Here is a 23087-nt window from a genome sequence, read left to right on the forward strand (position 1 = left end):
GAAAGGCTATGACGACTGAACGGAAGAGACAGGCCCTTGGCAAGGGATTGGGCGCCCTGATTCCAGGCATCGAGACCACCGCGGAGCAGGGGGAGTTTCTCGTTGTTTCCGTTGAGGAGGTCTTTCCAAACTCCGACCAGCCGAGGAGGGCCTTTAACCGGGGAGCAATGGCCGAATTGGCCGCCTCGATCCGGGAAAAGGGAATTCTGCAGCCCCTGTTGGTCCACAGGGTGCCGGGGGGGTATGAGCTGCTTGCGGGTGAGCGGCGCCTGAGGGCCGCGAAGCTCGCCGGCCTGAAAACGGTACCCGTTATTCTAAAGAGGTATCCGGAGGACCAGAAGCTGGAGTTGGCGCTCATCGAGAATATTCAGCGCGAGGACCTGAATCCGCTTGAAGAAGCGGGAGCCTATGGAGATCTGCAGGGGCGTTTCAAATATACTCAGGAACAGTTGGCCGCCCGTCTTGGCAAGGATCGCGCAACGGTGGCAAATGCTCTAAGATTGCTCAAGCTTCCGGAATTCGTAAAGGAAAAGCTGGCCGAAGGTTCCATATCAGCGGGTCATGCCCGTGCCCTGCTGGGGGTTGCGGACACGGGCGAAATGCGGGCCATGCTAAACAGGATACTTAAAAGAGGATTGTCGGTTCGGGAGGTGGAACGGGCCGTAAGAAGAGGGCGATCCTCCCCGGGGAAAGTGTCCGGGAGTCCTGATGTTTCTCACGAAACAAGGGCTCTCGAACGGCGGATGGAAAAAAGCCTGGGCTCGAAGGTTCGCCTCAGGATCGGTAAAAATGGTGGCCGAATCGAGATCATCTGCACCAGCGCCGAGGAACTCGATGGTGTGATCGACAGAATTCTGAAGGGATGATCGATAAACCCGCCGAAAGTACTTTTTACGAGGGTATCTGGAATGGAGGAAAAAAGATGAACGGAAAGAAGGAAAAGCCCAACAGCGCGACAAGGGGTGAGATCAAAGCCTTCCTGGGGGAAGGAACTGATTTCAAAGGCATCCTCACTTTCGAGGGGACCGTCCGGGTGGACGGGAAGATGGAGGGGGAGATCTTTACGAAAGACACCCTGATCGTGGGCGAAAGCGCCGCCATTAACGCCGAGATCCAAGTGCATACCATCGTAATAAGCGGCGTGGTTAGGGGGAACATCAACGCAACCGGAAAGGTGGAGGTACATAGCCCGGGAAAGGTCTTCGGCAACATCAAGACCCCCAGACTCTTCATTGAAGAAGGGGTAATCTTTGACGGAAGCTGTGTCATGACCCAAGGGGAGGCCAACATTTCTTCCATCGGTCCCCTGAAGGAAAACAGCGCCAAAAGTGAAAAATCGGCAGCGCTAAAAACCGATTGATGAAAACTGTGGGATACAGTATATTGCATACCGATTTGTGAGCAGCGTGGTACGGATGTTCGCTAAATTTGTCAGGAAAATTTTTTTCAGGACCCTTGTCATCATACTCCTGTTAAGTGGTGTTTTTGTCCTGATGGGTCACAGGTCCTGGGCCAGAGGGGTTGCCCTGGGTGGGGCCGCGAGCCTGGTAAATTTCCTGGCAATGGCCGGTCATATACCTCGGCACGCCGTGAAGGTGGGACCCGGGGGTCAGCGATCCGCTGCGGGGCGTTACGCTTTGAGGATGGTAATCGCCGGTGCGGTCCTTTTTGCAGCTGCTTCGATGGACAGGATCGCTCTTTGGGCGGCTATACCGGCGTTGTTCATCGCCCAGGCGGTCCTTATCGTCGGGGAGTTGACCGGGGGAACAGACCGGAAGAACGAAATGGAAACCAGGTGACATGGAAGACATGACCTACATCCCCACATATTCATTTGATCTGTTCGGTCTCCACCTGACGGTTAACACGGCCACACTGTTCAATACGTGGGTCGTCATGGCTTTTCTTATAATCGTTGCTTTTCTGGCAACAAGGAGGCTGAAACAGATCCCGGGTCCCCTCCAACGGATGATGGAGGTTTATGTTTCCAGTATGGACAAGCTTGTCAGGGACACTCTTGAGACCACCAGCCGGGGCTACCTTCCGTTGATCGCGACCATGTTTCTCTTCCTGGTTTTGTGCAACTGGCTTGGGATCATACCGGGCCTTGAAGAACCCACAAGAGACCTGAACACACCGCTGAGCCTTGGAATCATGGGTTTTGTCCTCACCCATTTCGCGGCTGTCAGGGAAAAAGGAATAGGGACCTACCTCAAAGAGTACGCCGAGCCTTTCTTTGTAATGGCCCCGCTGAACATCATCGGAGAACTGGCCAAGGTTATATCCATCTCTTTCCGACTGTTCGGCAATATCATGGGGGGAGCGATCATTATCATCGTGGTTTCCCACATGGTTTACAACCTGGTTTTGCCGCCGTTTCTAAACGCCTTCTTCGGGCTTTTTGTCGGTACCATCCAGGCCTTCGTTTTTACCATGCTTACGATTACGTATATAGCTGTGGCGACTAAATAGGATGGACTCGCAAAAAATCCATCAAGCAGGATGTACGCGAAGCGAAAAGACTTCTTGCGAGTTTGTCAAACAGGGGTTGTAAAGAGGGGGTTTATGGATCCAATCGCAACCGCAGCGATCGTCAAGGCCCTGGCCCTCGCAGGGGCCGGGCTGGCTATCGGTCTCGGCGCCATCGGTCCGGGAATCGGCGAGGGTCTATCGGCCGGCAGCGCCTCGTTGGGAATCGCCAGGCAGTCCGCGACATCCTTCGACCTGTTTCGCATCATGCTTGTCGGCCAGGCGGTGACGGAAACCTCGGGTATCTTCGCGTTGGTGGTGGCCATCCTGCTCCTTTTCGGAAACTATCAGGGTGTTCCCCTTATTGACGGTTTCAGCGCGCTGGGTGCCGGCCTCTCCATTGGAGCGGCATCCCTGGCCTCCGGTGTGGGAGCGGGGTTCCCCGCTGCGCGGGCCTGCGAGGCTATTGCACGGCAGCCATACCTCAGAAGCAGCTTCACCACCATGATGCTCATAGGCCAGGCAGTAAGCCAGACCCCGGTCATTTTCGCCCTGCTTATTTCGTTTCTGCTTATCTTTCTCCCGGCAAGACCCAATGCCGGCATCGTCGATTTTGTGGCCATGCTTTCAGCGGGGCTCTGTATGGGGTTCGGGGCCGTGGGACCATCCATCGGTTCCGGAATTGCGGCCGAGTCGGCCATCATCGGAGTCAGGAATCACAGGGACCCGCCCAGTTCGGTAGGCCTGCTGACCAGGGTCATGCTCCTGGGCCAGGCGGTGGCTCAGTCCACAAGCATCTACGCCATGGTTGTGGCGTTTGTACTGATAATGTTGAGGTAATTGCGAACAGGATGTACGAGAAGCGCGCATCCTGGGGTGGGGGTGGAGCCATGCGGATTCACTCCGACCGACGAGACGGTCAATGTTTAAACTGAATTACTTCAGGAGGAACAAAAATGGATGGAATAAGCGGAGCGGAATTGATCAGAGCGGCAGCCTTACTCGGCGCGGGCATCTCCATGGGGTTCGGCGCCATAGGCCCGGGCGTCGGTGAGGGTTTTGCGGCCGGCAAGGCCTGCGAGGCTATCGGTAAAAACCCGGATGAGGCCGGACTCCTTACGCGAACCATGCTGGTGGGACAGGCTGTTTCCGAGTCCACCGGGATCTACGCCCTCGTGGTAGCCCTTCTCCTCATCTTCGTAGTCAAGGGATAGGATGCCGCAGCGGGCTTCGAGGGGAAAAACTGTTGACAGGCAAAGGCCGTTTTATTACTTTTATGCACTCTTTGATCCCCATTACGTATTTTGTGCCCGGATAAGCGGAGGCGCGCTTGGTTAGCATCAACTTCACCTTATTTGTCCAGCTGGCTAACTTCCTGATTCTGCTGGTTGTTCTCAACTTCCTGCTATTCAAGCCGATTCTCCGGGTGCTTGATGAACGTGAGAAGCTCGTGAAGGACGCGGCGGAGATCAAGGAACGGTTAAGCGGGCTGGCGGATGAAAACATTGCCAGATACGAATCACAACTCCTGTCCGCCAAGCAGGAATCCATGTCCATAAGGACGGCTTCCCGGAGCGAGGCGCTTGGTGAATTCCGCAAGATTCTTCAGGACACCAAGGAGGAAAATGCAAAGGAGCTTGATATCGCCCGAAAAACATTGGCTGCCCAGGCCGAGGAATCCAGAACAGTGCTCAAGACGGAGGCAGAGAACCTGGCCGACAAGGTCGCCGCAAAGCTGTTGGGCCATAACATGGGAGGAAGGGCGTGATGTCAAAAAGAACAGTCCGGACCCTCCTGCTGGTAGCCTGCTGTCTTATGATCCCCGCCGTCTCCATGGCTGCGGGAGGTGAAGGTGCCGATGGGGGTGGAGGCGGGCGGGCGATTTACGATCTTGTCATGCGGTTCGTGAACTTTGCCATCCTGCTCGGGGTCCTTATATATTTTACACGTAAACCTATTGTGGAGGGCATCAAGGGGAGCATAGAATCGATCCGCAAGCTTCTCAATGAGGCCGAGGTGTCCAGAAAAGAGGCCGAGATCAAGATGAAAGAGGCCGAGGAGCGCCTGGCGCGGGTGGATCAGGAGACGGAGGCGCTTATCCAGGCCGCCAAGAAGGAAAGTGAAATCGAAAAGGAAAGGATCCTGCGCGAAGCGGAGATGGCGGTGGAAAGGCTCAAGAAAGAGGCCAAGCTGTCCATCCGGCAGGAACTGAAGAAATCGCAGGAGATTCTGAGGAAAGAGGTCGCCGACACAGCCGTGACTATCGCAGAGGAGATCATACGGAAAAAGATAACCCCGGAGGATCACCATAGGTTTGTTGACGAATATCTGAATGATCTGGAGGCAGTCAAGCAGTGATCGGTCAAGTTCTCGCAAGGCGTTATGCCCGGGCAATAATGGATCTGGCGACGGAAAAGGGTCTTGTCGGCGAGATCGGGGAGGACCTGAAAAACATCGCGAGTCTCTTTACCACCAGCCCCGATCTGGAAAATGTCTTCTCCGATCCAACCGTTCCCCATGCCGCAAAGGAGAAAGTCCTCAACAGTATCTTCGAAAAGATCAACGTCAGGGAGTTGGCCGGAAGGTTCGTGTCGGTACTGCTTGAAAAGAACAGGATCGACGGGATCGGCGAAATTGCGGAAGCATACCAGCATCTTTACGATCTGGAAGAAAACCGTATCAGAGCGAGGGTGGTCGTTGCCGCGCCTCTTGGCGATCGTGATACGAAAAGGGTCCATGACGCGCTTTCTAAACTTTCGGGCAAGGAAATCGTCCTGCAGGTTGAGGTTGACGAGAGCATTGTGGGAGGAATGGTGGCCTACGTTGGGGGCCGGGTTTACGACGGAAGCATAAGCAATCAGCTGCAGCAGATAAAAGATACCCTAAGCACGGGGAGATAGACCGAATGCGAATCAGAGCGGAAGAGATCACCGAGATAATCAAGAAGCAGATCGAAGGGTTCGAGAAATCCATCGATGTAAAGGAAACCGGAATCGTCCTGTCTACCGGCGATGGCATCGCCCGGGTGCATGGCCTTGAAAACGCCATGGCCGGAGAGCTCGTGGAGCTGCCCGGCGAAGTCTTCGGAATGATTCTGAACCTGGAGGAGGATAACGTCGGCATCGTTCTTTTTGGTGAGTACCAACTCATCAAAGAGGGCGACATCGTCAAACGTACCGGCCGGATCGTAGAAGTGCCGGTCGGCGAGGGGCTGTTGGGCAGGGTTGTCAATCCTCTGGGGCAGCCAATAGACGGGAAGGGGCCCATCGAGACCGATGCCACCCGCCTGGTCGAGGTTATCGCGCCAGGTATTGTCAAGAGGCAGCCGGTCAAGGAACCGCTCCAGACAGGTTTGAAATCGGTTGACTCCATGATTCCCATCGGCCGCGGTCAGAGGGAGCTGATCATCGGTGACCGTCAGACGGGCAAGACCGCTATCGCCATCGATACCATTATCAACCAGAAAACCGCCGCAGACCCCGTGATCTGTATCTATGTTGCCATCGGGCAGAAAGAATCCACAGTAGCGCGGGTTGTCGCCGACCTGGAGGAGCGCGGTGCCATGGATTACACCATCGTGGTTTCCGCCTCCGCGAGCGAGCCGGCGCCTCTTCTGTTTATCTCGCCATTTGCAGGATGCGCCATGGGAGAGTATTTCCGAGACAAAGGGGAGCACGCTCTCCTTATATATGACGATCTTTCCAAACACGCTGTTGCCTATCGGCAGATGTCCCTTCTCCTAAGACGGCCTCCGGGGCGCGAGGCATATCCCGGAGATGTTTTTTACCTGCACTCCAGGCTGCTGGAGCGAGCTGCCAAGTTAAACGATGAGATGGGTGGAGGTTCACTGACGGCGCTCCCGATAATCGAGACCCAGGCCGGAGATGTTTCGGCATATATCCCCACAAACGTCATCTCCATTACCGATGGACAGATTTTCCTGGAGTCGGATCTGTTCTACTCAGGGGTCCGCCCCGCCATCAATGTTGGTATTTCGGTCTCCCGGGTAGGTGGGGCGGCGCAGGTCAGAGCAATGCGGCAGGTCGCAGGTCGACTGCGCCTGGAATTGGCCCAGTACAGGGAAATGGCGGCTTTCGCCCAGTTCGGATCCGACCTTGACAAGACGACCCAGAGGCAGCTCGCACGCGGTGAACGACTGGTGGAGGTGCTCAAACAGGACCAATATGTTCCCATGCCGGTGGAAAAGCAGGTTCTGACCATCTTCTCAGCGACAAACGGGTATCTTGACGACTATCCTGTGGAGGTTATCGGCAAGTATGCTGAGGAGATGGTGCGTTTTATGGAAAACCGCCACCCTCGCATTCTCAAGGATATCAAAGAAAAAGGAAAGCTCGACGATGACCTTCAGGCCACGATGAAAAACGCCCTCGATGAGTTCAAAAACGAGTTCGTCTACGAATAGGGAGAGAGTTTTACCATGGCGAACTTAAGGGACATACGCCGGCGCATTGACTCGGTAAAGAGCACACAGCAGATCACCAAGGCCATGAAGATGGTTGCGGCATCCCGGCTTCGCCGGGCGCAGGATTCTATTCTTGCCTCCAGGCCCTATGCCCTCAAGATGCTGGAGGTCCTGTCAAGCCTGGCCCTGAGGACCAATCCCAATGCCCATCCTCTTCTCGTGACGCGCGATCCCAAAAAGGTCGAACTGCTGGTCATCACCTCTGATCGCGGGCTATGCGGAGCTTTTAATTCCAGCATCCTGCGGTCGGCCGAACGTTTCATGGCGGAACATCCCGAGTGGGAATTCTCCTTGAACATCGTGGGCCGAAAAGGGATGGACTTCTTTAAAAGGCGCAACATAAAGACACGAAAGGTGTCCGTGAACATCCTGGCGGACGTTTCCGTTCCCATAGCGGCGGCTATCGGCGAAAGTCTGGTGGAAGGATACCTGACCGAGGAGTTCGATCAGGTCTATATGGTGTATAATGAATTCAAGTCGGCCATTCAGCAGCGGGTCGTCGTCGAACAGCTGTTGCCCATAAAGCCCATGGACATTTCCGAAGATACCTTCATAGTGGAGTACACTTACGAGCCCTCTGAAGATGCCATTCTCGAGGAACTCCTCCCCAGGCACGTCAATATCCAGGTTTTCCGTTCGCTCCTGGAGTCGGCGGCCAGCGAGCATGGGGCCCGGATGACGGCTATGGATGCGGCATCCAAGAACGCAAGCGATATGATAGATAAACTCACTCTCCTGTATAATCGCCAGAGACAGGCCGCCATCACCAAGGAACTTATGGAGGTAGTCAGCGGTGCGGAGGCCCTAACTTAGGACCCGGGAGAAAACCGAAAAACCCGAACCTGTTCAGGTAGCCAAATATGCCTCAGGATAAGGAGGTACAGTCTGTGAAGAACATCGGCACTATTACCCAGATAATCGGCCCCGTGGTGGACATAGAGTTTCACCCGGGCAAACTCCCGGCCATCTATAACGCCGTTCGAATTCAGAGAGAAGACGGGGGACAGAAGACCAGCCTGATCACCGAGGTCGCCGCTCATCTTGGAAACAACGTTGTGAGAACCGTGGCCATGGGTGCCACCGACGGCCTCGTTCGCGGCATGGAGGCCGAGGATACAGGCGGTCCTATCACCGTTCCCGTGGGGCGTGGTACCCTTGGAAGGATCATGAATGTAATCGGCGAGCCGGTGGACGAGATGGGACCCATCGAGAGCGATATCCGGTATTCGATCCATCGGGAGGCCCCTTCACTTGAGGATCAGAGCACGGAAAATGAGATCCTTGAGACGGGGATCAAGGTCGTCGATCTCCTGGAGCCCTATCCCAAGGGCGGAAAGATCGGGCTGTTCGGAGGCGCCGGCGTTGGGAAGACGGTTATCATCATGGAGCTTATTCACAACATCGCCATCGAGCACGGTGGATTCTCCGTCTTTTCCGGTGTGGGAGAGCGAACCCGTGAGGGAAACGATCTCTGGCTTGAGATGAAGGAATCGAAGGTTCTGGATAAGGCCATCCTGGTCTACGGACAGATGAACGAACCTCCAGGGGCCCGTCTGAGGGTCGGTCTTTCAGGTCTGACCGCCGCTGAGTACTTCCGGGACGAGGAAGGGCAGGACGTGCTGCTCTTCGTGGACAACATCTTCCGCTTTACCCAGGCCGGGTCCGAGGTTTCCGCTCTTCTGGGGCGAATCCCAAGCGCGGTGGGCTACCAGCCGACCCTGGCCACCGAGATGGGCGAACTTCAGGAACGCATCACATCCACCAAGAAAGGTTCCATTACCTCGGTGCAGGCCATATATGTTCCCGCCGACGACCTTACCGATCCGGCTCCGGCCACGGCCTTCAGCCACCTTGATGCCACTACGGTCCTTTCAAGACAGATCGTGGAACTGGGCATCTATCCTGCTGTGGATCCCCTCGATTCCACCTCCAGGGTCCTTGATCCCAGGATCGTTGGTGAGGAGCACTACCAGGTGGCGCAGGACGTCCAGTTGATCCTGCAGAAATATAAGGACCTCCAGGATATCATAGCCATTCTGGGCATGGACGAACTTTCAGAGGATGACAAAGTGATTGTCTCCCGGGCAAGAAAGATACAGAGGTTTCTCTCTCAACCGTTCTTCGTGGCCGAGCAGTTTACCGGAACCCCCGGGAAATACGTCAAATTGGAGGATACCATCAGGGGATTCAAGGAGATTGTCGCCGGACAGCATGACGACCTTCCCGAGCAGGCATTCTACATGGTTGGCACCATTGAAGAGGCCAGAGAACAGGGCCAGAAAATGGCCGAGTCCGCCTGATCCAACGCCATGGCCGAGCCGAGCAAAAACAAACTGTTTCTCGAGGTGGTCACACCGGACCGGGTTGTTGTATCCTCCGAGGTGGATGAGGTGGTTCTTCCCGGAATTGAGGGCGAGTTCGGGGTTCTGCCGGGGCACGTTCCCTTCCTTACCGCACTGAAGGTTGGGGAGATGAACTATCGGACCGCAGACCAGACGGAACATCTGGCCGTCTCCTGGGGATACGTGGAGGTGGCTTCCAACAGGGTTATGGTCCTGGCCGAGACCGCCGAGAGGGCCACGGATATCGATCTTAATAGAGCCCAACTGGACAAAGAGCAGGCCGAGCAGATTATCACTGCCGGTGGGGAGGATCCCATGTACGAGAAGGCCAAGGCTCGTCTGGAAAAAGCGGTAACCAGGGTTCAGGTAGCGGGCAGAAGATGACCCGGCAGGGCGCATATCGTTTTTAAAAACACCCCTTGTTCAGGGGTGTTTTTTAACGCCCGTTCTCTTTTGACTTTTCAAGCCTTCCGGTTATAATAATCTGTCTTCTTCGAGGGGAGCCGCCTCCCTGAAAGCGCGGAATTCAGAATCGGGATGTGGCGCAGCTTGGTAGCGCGCATGGTTCGGGACCATGAGGCCGCGGGTTCAAATCCCGCCATCCCGACCATTTCTTTCGGCCTGGTGTAACCAGGCTGTATTTTCCGGCCCATGCTCTATTTTCTGACCTTCGGTTTCTTCATAGGATACCTTGTCTTCCTGTCGAGTCTGCTCTGGATATTCGTCCATCGTTTTCTCGCCCCCAGGATCGGCGCCGGCCGTGGTGAGGCGCTCATCATTTTTTACTGTTCACTGATGGTTGGCCTGGTCTTCCTGATCCTTGTGAACTACTACACCGGGTTTCTCGCCGAGATCTACCGGTTCTTCAGCAATGAGTTCTTCGGAGGGCGGTAAACGGGAATAGTCCCCGACATATCAGGGGCGCAGGTCCTTTATAACCCTCAGGATTGGTGGAACCACCCAAGTCCCAAAGAGGATCTTGAGAAGGTCCCCGGGGAGAAACGGGATCATACCCATCATTATAACGGCCCTGGTGCCCACCTCCTTATGTTGGATCCACTTCAGGTTAAGGCCCAGATAAGGCACCCCCACGAGGTAGATCAAAAAGGTCCCGAGAAACATGGCCGCTCCAATCCTGCGCCGATGGACTTTTGGACCTTCGCCCCTGAGAACGAGCCCCACGACGGCCGATGCCAATGGAAACGACAGGAGGAATCCGAAGGTGGGCGAGAGAATGTATTGGGGGCCTCCCCCTGAGGTGAAGACGGGAAGGCCGGCCAGCCCGAGAACTAAATAGGCGAACATGGCCGTTGCCCCCAGCAAAGGGCCGAGGACCGCGCCTGAAAGAAGGACGAAAAAGGTCTGAAGAGTAATGGGCACCGGACCTATGGGGATGCGAAGGTACGCCCCGGCCGAGGTCAGTGCCACCGTCAGGGCTACAAGGACGATATCTTTCGTTCTCGACTTCAATTCCAGACCCCCTTTGTGTAGGATATAGGATAAGGACGTTAATTGATGGACTCGCAAAGACTTTTTACGAGGTCATCTTAATGGCACTGGTGGAACTGGATTGATAGTAAAATCGGGTATAAATGTCCAGTAGGAAAGGCGGCATGATCGTTATTGCAATTACCGGCGGACTCGGGTCAGGCAAGTCCACTGTGCGGCGGCTTTTTGAGGAGATGGGCGCCGTAGGGGTTGACGCAGATGAAATCGCCCGCCGGGCCGTCGAACCCGGAACGGAAGGGGCGAAAAGAATCAGAGCCGCCTTCGGCCCCTCTTTTTTTGACGGGGAAGAACACCTGAAACGCGAAACAATGGCCTCCCTTGTCTTCTCCGATCAGACTGCAAGGAAAAAGCTGGAAAGCATCCTCCATCCCCTTATCCGGGCGGAGGAGGCCCGTATTATCCAGGATCTCTTCCGGAAGTGTCCGGACGCCGTCGTTGCCATGGAAATCCCCCTTCTCGCGGAAGGGAAAGGCCGGGCCGGCTACAGGGCTATCCTCGCAGTCACCGCCCCGGAAGAGCTAAAACTAGACAGGCTTGTTTCCTCAGGAAGGTATTCAAGGGCCGATGCCCTGGCCAGGATGCGTAATCAGGCGACGGATGATGAGCGGATCCGGCTGGCGGACTTCATCGTGGACAATGGCGGGAGTATCGAGGAAACAAGAAAGCAGGTCGCCGTCATTATGGATGCCCTTCTGCCGCAGGATAAAGCCCGGCAATAGCAATAGCCTTTTGAAAACCAGAGTTTTTTGATATAATTTTCAGTGCCGGGTTTCTGTCTGCCAGGTATTCTGGAAACTGTTTTTGATCGCGGGTCAACCCGCAGCCATGGGAAGAAAAAGCCCCGGTTTGTCCGACGGGAGGAGGGAAAATTGAGCCCACAGAATGAGCTGAATCTGATTCGCAGCATCCTGAAAAAGCTCAACACGTCTTTGACCAGCGAGGAGGTTCTGAGTTTTGCCCTTCAGCGGGTCAAGGATTCCTTCGAATGCCTGGCCTGTGCCATTATCCTGCTGGACCCTGCCAGGGGCCGGCACAAGGTGCTTATCTCCAAGGGGTGGAGCAATGCCTTCATAAAGGAATTTCACCGGAGACCCTTTGAGGGTTTCCTGACTGAGGCCGCATACCTTAAACAGCCCCTTCTCGTTATCTCCGGCGAAAAGAAAGACGAGGCAAAGACCCATACCTTCGAGCATCCCTACGGATCATTTCTGGCGGTTCCCATGGGCATACGAGGGAAAAACATCGGTATCCTTTACCTGTCCTGTTCGGGCACCGACACCTTTTCGGAGAAGACGCAAAACGTCATGGTTGACCTGGCGGCCCTGTTCGCGTTGATTATGGATGACGGCCAGATGAGTGACAGGTTGGTGACACTCTCCGGGGTCGATCCCCTGACGAACCTGTGCAGCTTCAAATATTGGCATGAACAGCTTGACCGAGAGATAAACCATGCCGAAAAGGTCGATTACGACATTTCTCTCATGGAGGTTCGCCTCAACCGGTTCAGGGAATACAATTCGATGTACGGCCACGTCAAAAGCGACCAGTTGCTGATGGAGATTTCCGAAATCATACTGGATAGACTCTGCAATCTGGATGTGCCCTGTCGCATAGGACCCAAATGGCACATACTCCTCGTTGGGGAGGATGAGGATGCCGCCAAAAAGATCGCCAAACTGATACTTGCCGATATGGACGCCCTGCCGAAGAGAGGAGATCCTCCGGTGAGTTTAAGCATCGGGATCTCGACATACATCCATGGAGAGGGTGAAAAGGCCATAATACAGAGGACTGAAAATGCGCTCAGAGAGGCCAGGCGACTGGGGGGGAACTCTTTCAGGGCGGAGTGAGGCTTCCGATAGATTGTCTGTTGGGGGTTGACATCTCGTTTCCTTACAGTTAAGTTTCCTGAGTCCAATCCTGAATTCAGGAGCCTTATCCAAAAAACAAGCCTTTCATGTGTATCCCGGTGACGAAGCCCGCTGACCCCGGCATTTAAGATTGAATTTCAATTGCCCAACTGATGGGCGTTTCAAAACTGTTTACCTGAGGACTTATCGAACAACTCAATCCCACAAATACCGGCGATACCACCTGCCATATCTGAAGAGCCACCTGCCATGCCTAAAAAAGCACAAAAAAATGATGACCCAAGGAGTAGTAAATCTATGGACTTGACGGAACTGAAGGAAAAATCCATCAGTGAGCTGACCAAGATGGCAGCTAAAGAATTCAAAATCGAAGGCGCCGGCAGTATGAGGAAACAGGACCTCATCTTTGCAATCCTGCAATCCCAGGCCCATCAGAAAAAATCCATTTACGGAAGCGGGGTGCTGGAGATACTGCCGGATGGTTTCGGATTTCTTCGCTCACCCGACTCAAACTACCTACCCGGTCCGGACGATATATACGTTTCCCCTTCCCAGATCAGGCGTTTCAACATGAGGACCGGGGATACCGTTACCGGCGAGATCAGACCCCCAAAGGAAGGGGAGCGATATTTCGCCCTCCTGAAGGTCGAGAGCCTCAACTTTGAGCCGCCCGAGGCCTCCCGCGGGAAGATCCTCTTCGACAATCTCACGCCCCTTTACCCCGAGGAGAGGATCACGCTTGAGACCGACGATATCAAGAACTATTCCAGCAGGGTGATGGATATTATCACCCCCATAGGCAAAGGTCAGCGGGGGCTTATTGTGGCGCCCCCCCGTACCGGTAAGACGATGCTTCTGCAGAACATCGCCAACAGCATCAGCATCAACCACCCTGAAATTTTTCTGATCGTTCTCCTCATTGATGAAAGACCCGAGGAAGTGACGGACATGCAGCGATCCGTCAAGGGAGAGGTCATCTCCTCAACTTTCGATGAGCCGCCCACCCGGCATATCCAGGTAGCCGAAATGGTCATCGAAAAAGCCAGAAGGCTGGTTGAACACCAGAAGGACGTTGTGATTCTGTTAGACAGTATTACCCGCCTTGCCAGGGCCTACAACACGGTGTCGCCCCCAAGCGGAAAGGTGTTGTCCGGCGGTGTTGATTCCAATGCTCTGCACCGGCCCAAAAGGTTCTTCGGTGCCGCCAGGAATATCGAGCAGGGAGGCAGCCTGACCATAATCGCCACCGCGCTTGTGGATACCGGGAGCAGAATGGACGAGGTCATTTTCGAGGAGTTCAAGGGAACCGGAAACATGGAACTTCATCTTGACAGGCGGCTTGTCGAGAAGAGGATCTTTCCGGCTATCGATGCCAGCCGATCCGGAACCAGAAAAGAGGAACTCATCGTTGCCCCGGATATTCTCAACAGAATCTGGGTGCTGCATAAGGTTCTGGCCCCGATGAACACCATCGACAGCATGGAATTCCTGCTGGACAAGCTTCAGGGAACGAAGGATAATCAGGAATTCTACGACATGATGGACAAATAGAGGACCCCATAACATATTTGCCCTGATGGGTAAATTATGGTAAAAAGATCCGCTTGCCAGGGGTGTTTTCCCTGGAATTGGGAGGAAAAAAAGTCATGAAAAAAGACATCCATCCGGAATATAAGGAGATGACATTTTCCTGCGCCTGTGGAGCGGAGTACAGGACGAGATCAGTCATCGACAGCAGGAACATAGATATCTGCTCCAACTGTCACCCCTTCTACACTGGAAAGCAGAAGCTCGTGGACGCCGCCGGCCGCGTCGAGAAGTTCAAGAGGCGCTACGGTCAGAAATAGCGCGCCGTGACCATACAGGTTTGTCTGCTTTCCCACACCCCCGACCCTGAAAAGGCTGTCGCGCGGGCCATCAGGCTCTGCTATTCGCCACGGAGCATCCTGGAGCTTGACAGTTCTCTGGCGGGAAAGGACCTGTCGGTCCTTCTGCGCAAAGTCATATCCCTCGGACACCACTCCGTTCTGGAACATGCGTCCTTCACCTTCGGAATAGAGGGTGTTTCCCGGGTCATGACCCACCAACTGGTTCGCCACCGGCTGGCATCCTATTCCCAGCAGAGCCAGCGATACGTTGAGTTCAAGGACTCCCTTGAGGTTGTAGTGCCTGAATCCATCAGACGGGACAGGGGATTTTACCGGCGGTATCTTGAACACTGCAGGGAGGCTTTCTCCATTTACAGGGACATGTGTGAGGGTGGTATCCCTGCGGAAGATGCCAGATATCTTTTTCCATCGGCTGCCCAGACGAAGATTATTGTAACCATGAACGCGAGGGAGCTGCGGCATTTTTTCCGCATTCGCTGCTGTGAAAGGGCCCAATGGGAAATCCGTGGTGTGGCCGAGAGGATGGTCGGCCTGGTCCGGGATGTGGCCCCGTCGCTTTTCGCCGATTCGGGCCCATCGTGCATCGGGGGGCCATGCCCGGAGGGGGACATGACATGCGGAAGGATCAAGGAGGTCAAGGCCAGATACAGGGCCCTGAAAACAGCCCCGAGCCCCAAGGCTCAAGACCCCGTTTAATAACCATTGCAACCCATGTGTCCGGATGTGGGGCATGGGTCGACAGTCCGGTGAAAAATGCTGCATCAAAAAGATCATAAAATAGGTGGTCAGGCCGTTATCGAAGGGGTGATGATGCGTGCCCCCAAGGTCATGACGGTGGCGGTTCGCCGCCCATCGGGGGAGATTGTCGTCAAGGCCCAGAGGTTGCACCTCCTGTCGGATCGATTCCCTTCCCTGAAGCTCCCCTTTGTCCGCGGCACGGTATCACTCTTTGGGACGGTCGTCCTGGGTATAAAGGCGCTTAACTTCAGTGCGCAACAGGCCCTTGATGAGGATGAAGGAGAAATCGGACCGTGGGCCATGGCGGGGACCATGGCCGGGGCCTTAGGGCTGGCTATCGTGCTTTTTATCCTGTTGCCCCTTTGGATGACCCGTCTTTTGCAGGGACATGTCGACTGGATAGAGGGACGATGGGGATTCAACCTTATGGACGGCATCCTCAGACTGGGGGTGTTTCTCCTCTATCTCGCATCCATAACCCTGATCAAAGACGTAAAAAGAATCTTTCAGTACCACGGCGCTGAACACAAGAGCATATATGCCATGGAGGCGGGGGATGATCTGACGGTCGACAATGCCAGAAAGTACAGCCCGATGCACCCTCGCTGCGGGACCAGTTTTCTGCTCATCGTTATGGTGTTATCCATACTGGTCTTTGCCCAGATACCACATGCCTGGCCATTCTGGGGGAAGGGGTTTGCGCGGATCGGGCTGCTGCCGATCATTGCGGGGCTTTCCTACGAGTTGTTGAGGGTTGGGGATCGGTACAGGAATCGGGCGGCCTTCCGGGTGTTTCTTCTCCCCGGTCTCATGCTGCAGAGACTTACAACCAGAGAGCCCACCGACGATCAGCTTGAGGTTGCCCTGACTGCCCTTAAAGAGGCTATAATTGAAGAAGGAGCTGATGGCTGATGGACCGGTTGATGAGTCGCCTTGCGGAAATAGAGAAAAAATACGAGGAACTGGGCAGAATGCTCAGCGATCCCGGGATTGTCGCCAGTCTGGACAATCTGAGGGTTTATTCCAAGGAGCACTCCGACCTCACACCCATCGTGGAGGCATACAGGAGATACAGGTCCCTCCATGAGCAGCTTGCCGAGGTTGAGGGGATGATCAGGGAGGAAAAGGACTCGGACATGGTCGCCCTGGCCAGAGAGGAGAAGAATGGTCTGGCCGGAGAGATGGCTGACCTCCAGGGTCGGCTTAAACGCCTCCTGATTCCAAAGGATCCTCTCGATGAGAAGAACATCCTTCTGGAGATCCGGGCCGGCACCGGCGGGGACGAGGCATCCCTCTTCGTGGCCGATCTGATGCGCATGTACATCCGATATGCGGAACAAAAAGGCTGGTCCGTGGAAACATTAAGCTCCAGTCCCACGGAACTGGGCGGTTTTCGGGAGATTATCCTCCTTTTCAAGGGCAGCAGAGTCTACAGTGTTCTTAAATTCGAGGGCGGCGTCCACCGGGTCCAAAGGGTTCCGGAGACGGAATCCAGCGGCCGGATCCACACCTCCGCCGTCAGTGTGGCCATTATGCCTGAAGCCGAGGATGTGGAGGTCCAGATCAACCCTGAGGATGTCAGAGTGGACGTTTTTCGGGCCACCGGATGCGGCGGGCAGTGCGTAAATACCACCGATTCAGCGGTTCGCCTGACCCACCTTCCCACAGGAATCGTGGTCTCCTGCCAGGATGAGAAGTCTCAGCATAAGAACAAGGCCAAGGCCATGAAGATTCTCAAGGCCAGGATCTTCAAGGTCAAACAGGACGAACAGCGGGCGGAGCAGGACGGGGTTCGGCGGAGCATGGTGGGATCCGGGGACCGCAGCGAACGCATCAGGACCTACAACTTTCCCCAAGGCCGTGTCACGGATCACCGCATCAATCTGACACTTTATCGATTGGAGGCGATCATGGATGGAGACCTTGACGAGGTCACCCAGGCACTGGTTGCTTCCGATCAGGCTGAACACCTTAAATCCATGGAAGTGGCCTGAATGACCGTGGACAACGCTGAACTTATCAAGACAGGTGTACAGGGCTGCTCCCGCCGGGAAGCCTTCCGATCGGGGGCAAAGGCCTTGTCCGAAGCCGGCGTATCCAATCCGACCCTTGATGCTGCAGTACTCCTCGGTTTTGCGGCCGGCATGGAACCGGACCGCGTTATTATGGAAGGGGATGAACCCATCGGGGCGGAGGAGCTCCATCTGTATGGAAATTTTATTTCGCAGCGGTGCGGGAGGATGCCTGTAAGCCGCATTGTCGGGTACCGTGAATTCTATTCCCTCCCCTTCAAAGTCAGCCGGGATGTACTTACCCCGCGGCCGGAAACGGAAACCCTCGTCAGCATGGCGGCAGACTATCTCCAGGCGCTGGGTGGGAACAGCCGTGTCCTTGATATCGGCACCGGTTCAGGGGCCATCGCCGTGGCACTGGCATCACTTGTGCCTGCCAGCAGAACCATAGCCCTGGACATCAGCCCCGGGGCCCTGGCTGTAGCCTCACAAAACGCCCGTAACAATGGGGTCGGTGGCCGCGTGTATCTGTGCTGCTCGGATCTGGGGGACGCTATATCCGCTCCTCAAAGGTTTGACCTGGTTGTTTCCAACCCTCCATATATCCCTGAATCTGAATTTGAGTCCCTGCCTGCCGAGGTGCAGAACGGCGACCCCGCAATTGCCCTGATCGCCGGACCGAAGGGAACGGATTTCTACGGGCCCATTGCCCGGATTGCCATGGAAACCCTCAGGCCCAACGGATCTATTATGGTGGAAGTCGGCTGGGGAATGGATGGGGAGGTTTCGGAAATATTTGATCGAGCCGGCTTTTACACCATCCGGACGGTTCCCGACCTCGGAGGTACATCGCGGGTTGTCATTGGGAGGAAAGCCGTTGCCTGAAAGAATGATTGTCGAGGGCGGAGCCACCCTCCGGGGGGAAGTGCCTGTCAGCGGAGCGAAGAACGCGGCGCTCCCGCTCATGGCGGCATGTCTTCTTGTCCCAGGGGAGATGATCCTTGAAAACATCCCTGGTTTAAGGGACGTTCATACCATGATCCGGCTCCTTGAGCATCTCGGCGTCACCTGCGAGGGTAATGGGACCCTGTCCCTGGATTCATCCCGTGCGTCACGGTGGGAGGCCCCCTACGATCTGGTTAAGACAATGCGGGCCTCTGTCCTGGTTCTTGGCCCTCTCCTCGCCCGCTTCGGGAAGGCCAGAGTTTCTCAACCGGGTGGGTGCGCCATAGGTGCCCGCCCAATCAACCGCCACCTGGCCGGACTCGAGGCCTTGGGCGCCACCATCAGCCTGGAGCACGGATACGTAGTGGCCGAGGCTGATAAGCTCGTGGGGGCCAAGGTGGTCTTCGAAGCGCCCACCGTTACCGGAACTGAAAACCTCGTCATGGCTGCCGTGCTGGCGGAGGGAAAGACCACTCTGGTTAATGCCGCACGAGAGCCGGAGGTGGTGGATCTGGTCAACGCCCTGAACGCCATGGGCGCAAGGATCAGCGGAGCGGGAACCGGTGTCATCGAAATTCAGGGGGTCGCGGCCCTGTCGCCGGTCCGATACCGGGTGCTGCCTGATCGCATTGAGGCCGGGACCTATCTCGTTGCAGCCGGGGTGACTCATGGTAATATCACCATCAAAGGGTGTGTTCCGGATCATCTCAGAGCACTGATTGACAGGCTCGGGAAGGCGGGCCTGGAGATACAGGAGGGGAAGGACTGGATACGCGCGAGCTGTGCGAGGGATATAAGGGCGGTGGATATCAGGACAGACCCCTACCCCGGGTTTCCCACGGACATGCAGGCGCAGTTCATGGTCCTCATGTCGGTGGCCAGGGGCCTTTCCACCATCACCGAGGCGATTTTCGAACAACGGTTCATGCATGTGCCTGAACTTTGCCGCATGGGTGCCGACATTACCCTCTCTGAGAGAAGGGCCGTCATTAAAGGGGTGCCCCGTCTTTCCGGTGCCCCGGTAATGGCAACGGACCTTCGGGCCAGCGCCTCCCTGGTGCTCGCGGGCCTGGCGAGCCGCAAGGGGGTGACGGAGATATCCCGTGTCTATCATCTGGACCGGGGATATGAGAATCTGGACAGGAAATTGTCCGCCATAGGCGCCAGGATCTGGAGAACCCGTGGATAAGAATGCCATTACCATCGCCATTCCCAAAGGACGGCTACTGCCCGAATGCATGGAGCTCTTTTCGGGCATCGGCTTGACCGTTAAGGAGTCTCTGGACGGGTCCCGGAAGCTTCTTTTCCCGTCGGCAGATGGATCGGTGAGGTTTCTTATCGTTAGGGATAAGGACCTGCCGACCTACGTTGAGTATGGGGCCGCAGACATGGGAATTGTGGGAAAGGACGTACTTATGGAGGTCGGAAAGGATCTCCTGGAACCCATCGACCTCGGATTCGGCTTCTGCAGGATCGTGTTGGCCAAACCGGCCGCCGCCGTGATGGACCCAACAGGGTGGGGCCACATCCGGGTTGCCACGGGTTTTCCAAAGATCACCATGGATCATTTTGCAAGGAAAGGCGAGCAGGTGGAGATTATTCCGCTTTACGGTTCAATAGAATTGGCCCCAATGGTGAACCTTGCCGACCGGATCGTGGACCTCGTCTCCACCGGGGAGACGCTTCGGCAGAACAACCTGGTGGAGGTTGAGGAGGTGATGCAGGTTACAGCCCGGCTTGTGGTCAACAGGGCCAGCTTCAAGACGCGCTCGGATCGTATTGTGCCGTTGATCGAGGCGATGAGAAAAGTGGTGTCGAAATGAGAATTGTTCATTATGGGAAGCCGGGCTATGAGGCAGCCATCCAATCCCTGGAGCGTCGGGGTCAGGACATCCCCGAAGGAATCATGGCCCGGGTCAACGATATTGTGGAGGATGTCCGGATTCACGGTGACGCGGCCCTCATCAAGTACACGGAGAGGTTCGACAAGGTGGATCTCGGGACTTCCGGCATGGAGATCGGGCGGGACGAACTGGCCCGTGCCCTGGACGCATTGTCCGCTGAGGAACACGGACTTCTGGAGACAGCCGCATCCGCCATCAGAGATTTTCACTCCCGCCAGAAGGAAAGCACCTGGACCTATGAGCCAAAACCCGGGGTCACCCTCGGCCAGAAGGTCACCCCCATAGGAAAAGTAGGTCTTTACGTGCCTGGAGGGACGGCGGCATATCCCTCCTCTGTCCTGATGAATGCAATCCCCGCTAAGGTAGCGGGTGTTGAGGAGCTCGTTATGGTCGTCCCTACGCCCATGGGAAAAACCAACGGGGTTGTCCTGGCTGCTGCTGCAATCGTTGGGGTGGACAGGGTGTTTCGGGTGGGCGGAGCCCAGGCGGTGGCGGCCCTGGCCTTCGGGACGAAAACAATTCCGAAGGTGGACAAGATTGTCGGGCCGGGGAACATATACGTAGCCATGGCCAAGAAAGTTGTTTTCGGGGTGGTTGATATCGATATGATAGCAGGCCCAAGCGAAATCATCGTGCTGGCCGACGGGAAGGCGAATCCGGTGCTGGTGGCGGCGGATCTCCTGTCCCAGGCGGAACACGACCCGCTGACCTACCCCATTCTCGTAACGGATGACCGGGCGGTGATTGAAGCTGTGGTCGGCGAGATCTCCAGTCAGATGGCCTGTCTCCCCAGAAAAGAGATCGCCGCGCAGGCCATTGAGAACAATGGGTGCCTGATCCTTGTGCCGAATCTTCAAGAGGGTGTAAGCGTGGTCAACCGGTTGGCCCCGGAACACCTGGAACTGGTTGTTGAAGACCCCGATTCGGTCCTGGAAAAGGTCACATGCGCCGGGGCCATTTTCATGGGTCAATATACCCCCGAGGCGCTTGGGGACTACATGGCCGGGCCCAACCACGTACTTCCCACCGGCGGGACGGCGCGCTTCTTCTCTCCACTGGGAACCTACGACTTCATCAAAAAGAGCAGCATTATCCGTTTTTCCCGTGAGGCCCTGAAGGAGATGGCATCACAGGTAGCAGATTTGGCGCGCCTCGAGGGCCTGGAGGCCCACGCAAGGGCTGTTGACCTGCGCATCGATCCCGGGGCGATGAGAAAATGGGAAAGATGATCAAAGACCTTGTCCCCCGGGAAATACGGGACCTGTCGGCCTATCGTCCACCCGAAGGTGGTTTCGGGATCAGGCTTGACGCCAACGAAAGTCCGTTTCCCCTTCCCCCCGATGTGCAGACGAAAGTTGATTCTGCATTCAGGCAGGTCTTATCGAACCGATATCCCGACCCCTCGTCCCGTCGCCCGAGGGAAGCCTTTTCATGCCTTTTCGGGTGCGGCCCGGAGGAGGTCCTGGCCGGCAACGGTTCCGACGAGCTTATCTCTCTTATCCTGTGGACCTTCAGAAATACACGGGACACGTCGCGCCCCAGGATACTCATACCTGTCCCCACCTTCTCCATGTACTCAATCGCCGCAAGGGCCGCAGGGTACGATGTGGCGGGTGTTCCCCTTCAACGTGACCTTACCCTCGACCGGGCCGCGTTCCTGTCGGAAATCGCCGGGACCGATCCGGGCATCATCTTTTTGAGCAACCCCAACAACCCTACAGGGTCATTTTTCGGCAAAGAGGACATAGATGCCATCCTGGGAGCCAGCCGGGGGCTGGTGGTGGTTGACGAGGCCTACGGGGATTTTTCCGAGGAAAATTCGTGGGCATCGAGGATTGGGGATTACGGGAATCTCGCCGTCCTCCGGACTCTTTCCAAGGTGGGGGCCGCCGCCCTGCGATGCGGATTCCTGGTGGCGAATCCATCCCTCATCGGGGAGATTAACAAGGTCCGGTCCCCCTTCAACGTCAACGCCTTCACTCAGGCGGCCGCAGAGGTCATCCTGGAAGAATTTACCGGCATCAGGGAGCAGATCTCCACCGTGGTCAAGGAAAGGGTTCGAGTGGCCGGAATCCTGAAGGAGTGTGGACTCGAGGTCTTTCCATCCCGGGCCAATTTCCTTTTTGTCCGGGCAGGCGACAGGGAGGAAGCCCTGTGGACCTTTTTGAAACTGCATGACATTGTGGTAAAGTTTATTGCCGGAAACCAGGTGACCGGCGACGCATTGAGGGTGACCATTGGGACCAGGGCCCAGAACGATATGTTGGCTGAAAAGGTGAAGGACTTTTTTCGGGAAGGAGACCGGGGATGAGACGCGGTGAGGTCCAGAGGGAAACAAAGGAGACCAGGGTCGAACTGTCTATATCGCTGGACGGAAGCGGCCTGTCCGAGGTGAGCACCGGGGTGCCGTTTTTAGACCACATGCTGGAGCTGGTCGCCCGTCACGGGCTGTTTGATCTCAGGGTTCGGGCCGACGGGGACCTTGACGTGGACGCCCATCACACCGTCGAGGATGTGGGGATATGCCTGGGGCAGGCGGTCCGACAGGCGCTGGGCTCTGGTGAGGGCATACGGCGTTACGGGTGGGCTATCCTCCCCATGGACGAGACCCTCGCCACCGTCGCCCTGGACCTTGGGGGGCGCCCCTACCTCTCCTTTTCAATCCCGACTCTCGACGGGGGGATGGGGGATTTCTCCATGGAGCTTCTTCCTGAGTTCTTTCAGGCGTTCTGCAATAACGCCGGGGCCAACATGCACATCAGGGTCGATTCGGGACGCAACCGCCACCATGTGGCCGAGGCGATATACAAGGCTTTCTCCAAAACCCTGGACCAGGCGGTCAGTGTTGACCCGAGGGTTAAAGGGGTTCCGTCCACCAAGGGGATGTTGATTGAAACGTGAGGGCGGAACCTGGAACCCGGGAAA

Annotated in this window: 28 protein-coding genes and 1 tRNA gene; 28 read left to right on the forward strand and 1 reads right to left on the reverse strand. The window is 56.0% G+C overall.

Annotated features, from left to right (window positions below; genetic code table 11):
• Positions 1-8 precede the first annotated feature (8 nt).
• From GXP52_05310 to GXP52_05380, 15 genes are all read left to right on the forward strand, one after another.
• Positions 9-866: a ParB/RepB/Spo0J family partition protein gene (locus GXP52_05310; protein ID NOY86700.1), complete on the forward strand. Its 858-nt coding sequence runs from the start codon at positions 9-11 to the stop codon at positions 864-866.
• 56 nt (positions 867-922) lie between these two features.
• The gene (locus GXP52_05315; protein ID NOY86701.1) at positions 923-1360 is read left to right on the forward strand and encodes a polymer-forming cytoskeletal protein; all 438 of its coding nucleotides are present in this window, start codon (positions 923-925) and stop codon (positions 1358-1360) included.
• 55 nt (positions 1361-1415) lie between these two features.
• Positions 1416-1799 carry an ATP synthase subunit I gene (locus GXP52_05320; GenBank protein ID NOY86702.1) on the forward strand — a complete coding sequence of 128 codons (384 nt, stop codon included), beginning with the start codon at positions 1416-1418 and terminating at the stop codon, positions 1797-1799.
• Between the two features lies 1 nt (position 1800).
• Positions 1801-2472, forward strand: coding sequence for a F0F1 ATP synthase subunit A (atpB, locus tag GXP52_05325; GenBank protein ID NOY86703.1), 672 nt, complete (start codon positions 1801-1803; stop codon positions 2470-2472).
• Positions 2473-2565: 93 nt separating this feature from the next.
• Positions 2566-3309 (forward strand): ATP synthase F0 subunit C, encoded by a 744-nt coding sequence (locus GXP52_05330; protein ID NOY86704.1) that lies wholly within the window; start codon positions 2566-2568, stop codon positions 3307-3309.
• 116 nt (positions 3310-3425) lie between these two features.
• Positions 3426-3683, forward strand: a complete 258-nt coding sequence (atpE, locus tag GXP52_05335; protein NOY86705.1) for an ATP synthase F0 subunit C — start codon at positions 3426-3428, stop codon at positions 3681-3683.
• Positions 3684-3799: 116 nt separating this feature from the next.
• Positions 3800-4237 (forward strand): ATP synthase F0 subunit B, encoded by a 438-nt coding sequence (locus GXP52_05340; GenBank protein ID NOY86706.1) that lies wholly within the window; start codon positions 3800-3802, stop codon positions 4235-4237.
• The gene (gene atpF / locus GXP52_05345) at positions 4237-4827 is read left to right on the forward strand and encodes a F0F1 ATP synthase subunit B (GenBank protein NOY86707.1); all 591 of its coding nucleotides are present in this window, start codon (positions 4237-4239) and stop codon (positions 4825-4827) included. The genes GXP52_05340 and atpF overlap by 1 nt, the downstream gene beginning before the upstream one ends.
• Positions 4824-5369, forward strand: a complete 546-nt coding sequence (atpH, locus tag GXP52_05350; protein ID NOY86708.1) for an ATP synthase F1 subunit delta — start codon at positions 4824-4826, stop codon at positions 5367-5369. Before atpF ends, atpH begins: the two co-directional genes overlap by 4 nt.
• A 5-nt stretch (positions 5370-5374) precedes the next feature.
• Positions 5375-6892 (forward strand): F0F1 ATP synthase subunit alpha, encoded by a 1518-nt coding sequence (locus GXP52_05355; protein NOY86709.1) that lies wholly within the window; start codon positions 5375-5377, stop codon positions 6890-6892.
• A 15-nt stretch (positions 6893-6907) separates the two neighbouring features.
• Complete coding sequence (gene atpG, locus GXP52_05360) at positions 6908-7765, forward strand: ATP synthase F1 subunit gamma (GenBank protein ID NOY86710.1); 858 nt, start codon at positions 6908-6910, stop codon at positions 7763-7765.
• Between the two features lie 47 nt (positions 7766-7812).
• Entirely contained in the window at positions 7813-9252 is a 1440-nt protein-coding gene (gene atpD, locus GXP52_05365; protein NOY86711.1) for a F0F1 ATP synthase subunit beta, read from the forward strand.
• A 9-nt stretch (positions 9253-9261) separates the two neighbouring features.
• Entirely contained in the window at positions 9262-9678 is a 417-nt protein-coding gene (locus GXP52_05370) for a F0F1 ATP synthase subunit epsilon (GenBank protein NOY86712.1), read from the forward strand.
• Between the two features lie 149 nt (positions 9679-9827).
• Positions 9828-9904, forward strand: a tRNA-Pro gene (locus GXP52_05375).
• A gap of 41 nt (positions 9905-9945) precedes the next feature.
• Positions 9946-10188, forward strand: a complete 243-nt coding sequence (locus GXP52_05380; protein ID NOY86713.1) for a hypothetical protein — start codon at positions 9946-9948, stop codon at positions 10186-10188.
• Positions 10189-10209: 21 nt separating this feature from the next.
• Here GXP52_05380 and GXP52_05385 read toward each other — a convergent pair whose 3' ends face one another.
• On the reverse strand, positions 10210-10764 hold the full coding sequence (locus GXP52_05385; GenBank protein NOY86714.1) for a biotin transporter BioY: 555 nt from the start codon (positions 10762-10764) through the stop codon (positions 10210-10212).
• 143 nt (positions 10765-10907) lie between these two features.
• Here GXP52_05385 and GXP52_05390 point away from each other — a divergent pair, with 143 nt between their 5' ends.
• From GXP52_05390 to hisB, 13 genes are all read left to right on the forward strand, one after another.
• Entirely contained in the window at positions 10908-11522 is a 615-nt protein-coding gene (locus tag GXP52_05390) for a dephospho-CoA kinase (protein ID NOY86715.1), read from the forward strand.
• A 150-nt stretch (positions 11523-11672) separates the two neighbouring features.
• Positions 11673-12653: a sensor domain-containing diguanylate cyclase gene (locus tag GXP52_05395; protein NOY86716.1), complete on the forward strand. Its 981-nt coding sequence runs from the start codon at positions 11673-11675 to the stop codon at positions 12651-12653.
• A gap of 318 nt (positions 12654-12971) precedes the next feature.
• The gene (locus GXP52_05400; GenBank protein NOY86717.1) at positions 12972-14225 is read left to right on the forward strand and encodes a transcription termination factor Rho; all 1254 of its coding nucleotides are present in this window, start codon (positions 12972-12974) and stop codon (positions 14223-14225) included.
• Positions 14226-14320: 95 nt separating this feature from the next.
• The gene (gene rpmE, locus GXP52_05405; protein NOY86718.1) at positions 14321-14521 is read left to right on the forward strand and encodes a 50S ribosomal protein L31; all 201 of its coding nucleotides are present in this window, start codon (positions 14321-14323) and stop codon (positions 14519-14521) included.
• A gap of 12 nt (positions 14522-14533) precedes the next feature.
• Positions 14534-15259 (forward strand): FAD-dependent thymidylate synthase, encoded by a 726-nt coding sequence (locus GXP52_05410; protein NOY86719.1) that lies wholly within the window; start codon positions 14534-14536, stop codon positions 15257-15259.
• Between the two features lie 57 nt (positions 15260-15316).
• Positions 15317-16213, forward strand: coding sequence for a DUF1385 domain-containing protein (locus tag GXP52_05415; GenBank protein ID NOY86720.1), 897 nt, complete (start codon positions 15317-15319; stop codon positions 16211-16213).
• Positions 16214-16221: 8 nt separating this feature from the next.
• Complete coding sequence (gene prfA, locus GXP52_05420; protein ID NOY86721.1) at positions 16222-17295, forward strand: peptide chain release factor 1; 1074 nt, start codon at positions 16222-16224, stop codon at positions 17293-17295.
• Entirely contained in the window at positions 17296-18198 is a 903-nt protein-coding gene (prmC, locus tag GXP52_05425) for a peptide chain release factor N(5)-glutamine methyltransferase (protein NOY86722.1), read from the forward strand.
• A gap of 4 nt (positions 18199-18202) precedes the next feature.
• Positions 18203-19447 carry a UDP-N-acetylglucosamine 1-carboxyvinyltransferase gene (gene murA, locus GXP52_05430; GenBank protein ID NOY86723.1) on the forward strand — a complete coding sequence of 415 codons (1245 nt, stop codon included), beginning with the start codon at positions 18203-18205 and terminating at the stop codon, positions 19445-19447.
• Entirely contained in the window at positions 19440-20081 is a 642-nt protein-coding gene (locus tag GXP52_05435; protein NOY86724.1) for an ATP phosphoribosyltransferase, read from the forward strand. Before murA ends, GXP52_05435 begins: the two co-directional genes overlap by 8 nt.
• The gene (gene hisD, locus GXP52_05440; GenBank protein ID NOY86725.1) at positions 20078-21391 is read left to right on the forward strand and encodes a histidinol dehydrogenase; all 1314 of its coding nucleotides are present in this window, start codon (positions 20078-20080) and stop codon (positions 21389-21391) included. The genes GXP52_05435 and hisD overlap by 4 nt, the downstream gene beginning before the upstream one ends.
• On the forward strand, positions 21388-22473 hold the full coding sequence (gene hisC, locus GXP52_05445) for a histidinol-phosphate transaminase (protein NOY86726.1): 1086 nt from the start codon (positions 21388-21390) through the stop codon (positions 22471-22473). Before hisD ends, hisC begins: the two co-directional genes overlap by 4 nt.
• Positions 22470-23063 (forward strand): imidazoleglycerol-phosphate dehydratase HisB, encoded by a 594-nt coding sequence (gene hisB / locus GXP52_05450; protein ID NOY86727.1) that lies wholly within the window; start codon positions 22470-22472, stop codon positions 23061-23063. The genes hisC and hisB overlap by 4 nt, the downstream gene beginning before the upstream one ends.
• The last annotated feature ends 24 nt before the right edge of the window (positions 23064-23087 follow it).

This window comes from Deltaproteobacteria bacterium (assembly GCA_013151915.1).
GTDB lineage: Bacteria > BMS3Abin14 > BMS3Abin14 > BMS3Abin14 > BMS3Abin14 > BMS3ABIN14.